The sequence below is a fragment of the Staphylococcus argensis genome (assembly GCF_002902305.1).
GTDB classification, from domain to species: Bacteria; Bacillota; Bacilli; order Staphylococcales; family Staphylococcaceae; genus Staphylococcus; species Staphylococcus argensis.
The window spans coordinates 464,970-468,717 of record NZ_PPPX01000001.1 but is presented as its reverse complement, the minus strand read 5'-3'; the positions used below and the strand labels follow the sequence as shown (position 1 = coordinate 468,717).

Below are 3,748 nucleotides of genomic sequence, written 5' to 3'. Positions count from 1 at the left end.
ATGTTATTAAGCGCCTTGAAACAGGATTCACACATACACTTTGAAGTTGTTGCAATTTCATTCGTGATTGATAAAACTTAGGCTGGGGCACAACCCAAATCACTTCATAGCCTTGATCTTCCAACCCTATCGTTCGCGCCTGTAATACCTCTAGAGGAATTGAAGAGAACTGAATTTCAATCGCATATTTACCATTAACAATCAAATCAGGACGCTGTTGTATTTGAGCTATGGGTTGTTCCACTTCCACTTGGTATCCATTATTTAACAACTGTTGTGCAAGTACATATTTCGCATTATAGTGCGCCATAGATTCTGCACTATTATTCAGACACACACTTTTTACTTTATGTGCAAAATGGGGTTTTACCTTTGTTCCTTTTCTAAAAATCACTACACCTCCACAGTCTGGACAATAATAACGCCCACCTCTCATCGCATTAAATGCGAATACTACTTCTCCTCCTGTATTAAGTGCACATAACATTGTGTCTCACCTCACTTATATACACGGAGAAGTAGCGCAAATTACTTCTACAAAAGCTAACTTTCTTCAAAAAAGTGATGAACCTAACCGTCACAACCTTCTCCTAACCACGATAAATAGCACACTTTCCTAACCCACCACACTCGTCATTACAACTCTCTCACAAAATAAAAAAGCGGGAGTGAGACTGAAATCGAGTTGATTTCGTAGTCTCACCCCCACAAGGATGTCTAGTATTTGAGGCAGTGATAGCTATCTCGAGTACAGACAGCTACTGCGAGAAATATAAGTTTCGCGTCCTCTATAATCTATATTATTCTCTTATTCTGCATTGTCGTCAAAATAACGTCTTACCTGTGCAGTGACATTATGACTCATAATAATCTTAGCATAGTCATTTAAGAATACTTCAGTCTTGTCAGATGGACTCGCAAACTCGAGCAACTGACTGTAACTGTCATTAATAACTTCTTGGTTAACCGTATCGTCGAAGTGAATCATATAATAGTATTCGTTGTCTAAGCTATAGAGTAAGTCTTCGAAGTCACGCGTTGGTAAGTTGTGATGATGTGCAAAGTAAATCAATTCTTCTAAATCATTAAATTTCACTAATAATGTTTGAATGCTTTGTGGTTGTGAGGATTGTTCTTCTGATTTGCCATTAGATTGTTGAGCCTGTTTTTGCTCAAAGATATCTTCTAAACTTGTATCTTGATCAAGTGTTTGAGATAGCAGGTCGCTCACTTGGTGATCAAGTTGGCTATTCGCCTCATCATCAGACATATTCATCATGTCATCATTCTTAGATTTAGAAATCGTTACTTCTACACCCTTTTCAAATGCATGAACTTGTATCCATAATGGGCCTTCAACTACGAAGTCTTCTTCCTCATTGATTTCTTCCATCATATTCCAGAAGAACTCTTCTCCGCGTTTACGGTTCGCCCATAAATCTTCTTTTTTAAAACCTCTTGCTTCGATATCACTATAAGTTATATATAATTTGACTGTTGTGTCATCAACGCGTTCTATTCTCATTATCATCTCACTCCTTAACAGTCGATGAATAGTATCATTATTGTATTAGAACGTTCGGAGAAATACAATTGTTTTGTTTGATTAAATTTCACTATTGTTTTATGACTTCTCACTATAACATATACCCTTCACATCGCCCAAAAAAACAGCACTACCTACTGAGTGCTGTCGACAGAAGAGACGTACTATCCGCTTGTTAAAAGTCTTAAAACAATGAAGAAACCACAAAGTATGTACGACGAAGTACAGACTTCATGGTCCCATGAATTTAGTGTATTGAGATTAGTCCACCATACGTTGCGCTTCTTGTAATTGGAAAGTACGAACCTTTCTCGGTAAGAAACGTCTGATTTCATCTTCATTGTAACCCACTTGAAGACGTTTCTCGTCTAAGATAATTGGACGGCGTAATAAGCCTGGATTATCTTGAATAATTGTATATAAGTCTTGAAGTGGTAGCGCATCAATATCTACGTTCAATTTCTGATATGTCTTAGAACGTGTAGAGATGATTTCGTCTGTTCCGTCTTCAGTCATTTTAAGAATTTGTTTAATTTCGTCTATTGTTAAGTGTTCAGAAAAAATATTACGCTCCGTATACGGAATGTCATGTTCTTGTAACCATGCTTTCGCTTTACGGCAAGATGTGCAACTTGGTGAAGTAAATAATGTTACCATACATCTCACTCTCCTATTATATGAATCTTATTTCTAATTATTCACATTATTTATTTGACTAAGAAATTCAAGGGTTCAACCCGACTTCGATTGCCTCTAAATTTATCATAAAGTCCTTGACTTGAAATCTTAGGCTGTACATCTTAAAGTATACTACATAGTTCAAATAAGACATCGTACTTAAGACCTAGTCTATGAATATCAGTACAAGCAACCTTTTATGAAAATCTATCAACAATCTATACCATTCATTTCAAATGATATAGTCTTCTTAATCATACAATTACATTCTACCCTGATAACATTAAAATTAAATGAGAATTAGTTAATTAAAACTAAAGAATTGTTAAAGTCTCATTAATCTTGAGTTTCAAGTCATCATAAGCCTCTTATCTATAGTCTAACATAACTTACAAACGATTGAAATACTGTTATAATGAGTATCATACTTAGAAATTATTAGTGAAGGCAGGCATCAGATTTATGGAAACTTTATTCTCAGGGATTCAACCTAGTGGTATCCCTACAATTGGTAACTACATAGGCGCACTTAAACAGTTTCGTGATGTACAAGAAGATTATGATTGCTTCTTCTGTATCGTTGACCAACATGCAATCACTGTCCCTCAAGATCGACTCAAGTTACGTAAACAGACACGTCAACTCGCTGCGATTTACTTAGCTTCAGGTATCGATCCTGAGAAATCAACATTATTTATTCAATCCGAAGTTCCAGCTCACGTTCAAGCAAGTTGGATGTTAACGACGATATCTTCCATCGGCGAACTCGAACGTATGACTCAATTTAAAGATAAAGCTCAGAAACAAACTGAAGGTATTCCAGCAGGTCTCCTAACTTATCCGCCGCTCATGGCTGCTGATATTGTGATTTACAACACGAATATCGTTCCTGTAGGTGAAGATCAGAAGCAACACATGGAGTTAACACGTAATTTAGTTGAACGTTTTAATAGCCGTTACAATGATATACTCGTTAAGCCTGAGATTCGTATGCCTAAAGTGGGTGGTCGTGTGATGAGTCTTCAAGATCCAACCCGTAAGATGAGTAAAAGTGATGATAATCAGAAGAACTTTATTTCACTACTCGACGAGCCACGTCTCGCTGCGAAGAAGATTAAAAGTACTGTGACAGATTCTGATGGTATCATCAAGTTCGACCGTGAGAATAAACCTGGTATTTCTAACTTGCTATCTATCTATGCAGGTCTTACTGATAAAACGATTGACGAACTTGAAGCACAATATAAAGATTCTAATTACGGTACATTTAAAGGTGATCTAGCGGAGGTAGTTGAGAACTTCCTTACAGATTTCCAAGAAAAGTATGAGTCATTCTATAATTCCGAAGAACTTGATGACATATTAGATCTCGGTCGCGATAAAGCGCAAAAAGCATCATTCAAGACGTTGAAAAAAATGGAACGCGCGATGGGCTTAGGTCGTAAAAGAAAATAATTAATTTGAAATACCTTCGCTTGTTGGAGTACATTAATAGTGCTCTTAAAGGCGAAGGTGGTTTTGTGC

At 36.6% G+C, this 3,748-nt stretch carries 4 protein-coding genes; 1 reads left to right on the top strand and 3 read right to left on the bottom strand.

The window, feature by feature from the left end; translation table 11 throughout:
* From CD039_RS02395 to spxA, 3 genes are all read right to left on the bottom strand, one after another.
* Positions 1-487 (bottom strand): competence protein CoiA (locus CD039_RS02395; RefSeq protein WP_276307643.1); only part of this gene is annotated, 487 nt, incomplete at its 3' end.
* A 321-nt stretch (positions 488-808) separates the two neighbouring features.
* Positions 809-1,525: an adaptor protein MecA gene (mecA, locus tag CD039_RS02390; RefSeq protein WP_103370972.1), complete on the bottom strand. Its 717-nt coding sequence runs from the start codon at positions 1,523-1,525 to the stop codon at positions 809-811.
* 282 nt (positions 1,526-1,807) lie between these two features.
* The gene (gene spxA, locus CD039_RS02385) at positions 1,808-2,203 is read right to left on the bottom strand and encodes a transcriptional regulator SpxA (protein WP_002472203.1); all 396 of its coding nucleotides are present in this window, start codon (positions 2,201-2,203) and stop codon (positions 1,808-1,810) included.
* A 483-nt stretch (positions 2,204-2,686) separates the two neighbouring features.
* On the opposite strand from spxA, the gene trpS reads away from it, so the two are divergent.
* On the top strand, positions 2,687-3,679 hold the full coding sequence (trpS, locus tag CD039_RS02380) for a tryptophan--tRNA ligase (protein WP_103370971.1): 993 nt from the start codon (positions 2,687-2,689) through the stop codon (positions 3,677-3,679).
* Positions 3,680-3,748 lie beyond the last annotated feature (69 nt).

What these genes read in the sequence shown, in the direction of transcription:
- mecA (WP_103370972.1), bottom strand. Translation starts at nt 1,525, where the DNA reads ATGAGAATAGAACGCGTTGATGACACAACAGTCAAATTATATATAACT.
- trpS (WP_103370971.1), top strand. Translation starts at nt 2,687, where the DNA reads ATGGAAACTTTATTCTCAGGGATTCAACCTAGTGGTATCCCTACAATT.
- spxA (WP_002472203.1), bottom strand. Translation starts at nt 2,203, where the DNA reads ATGGTAACATTATTTACTTCACCAAGTTGCACATCTTGCCGTAAAGCG.